At 65.2% G+C, this 445-nt stretch carries 1 protein-coding gene; it reads left to right on the forward strand.

Going from position 1 to position 445, the window contains the following annotated elements; genetic code table 11:
- A partial coding sequence (locus KSP9073_RS17265; RefSeq protein WP_114403762.1) for an Ig-like domain-containing protein occupies positions 1–445 on the forward strand: 445 nt, incomplete at both ends.

Here is a 445-nt window from a genome sequence, read left to right on the forward strand (position 1 = left end):
CAGCAGATGTCAGCATCACCGGCCGCTCCGGTGGCGATGCGGCGGCAGGGGATACGGTCACCGTCTCGGTCGGTGGTCAGAACTACTCAGCAACCGTCGGTCAGAACGGCGCGTTCAGCGTCACGGTGCCGGGCTCGGTACTGGCGTCGGCCGGTGCCAACAGCGTTTCTGCCTCGGTAAGTCATACCGATGCCGCGGGTAACGTCGGCAGTGCCGAAACCACCCGTGACTACGCGGTGGACACCACGCCGCCGGCGCTCTCGATCACGCTCGACACCATCGCCGGTGACAACATCGTCAACGCCGACGAGGCAGGGCGCGATATTTCGGTGACCGGCTCGGTCAGCGGCGAGTTCGCTGCGGGTGATCTCGTCACCCTGATGGTCGGTGACCAGATATTCACCGGTGCGGCCAACGCCGATGGCACCTTCTCGATCAACGTGCC

Origin of the sequence: Kushneria phyllosphaerae, from assembly GCF_900312995.1 — a bacterium.
Taxonomy (GTDB): domain Bacteria; phylum Pseudomonadota; class Gammaproteobacteria; order Pseudomonadales; family Halomonadaceae; genus Kushneria; species Kushneria phyllosphaerae.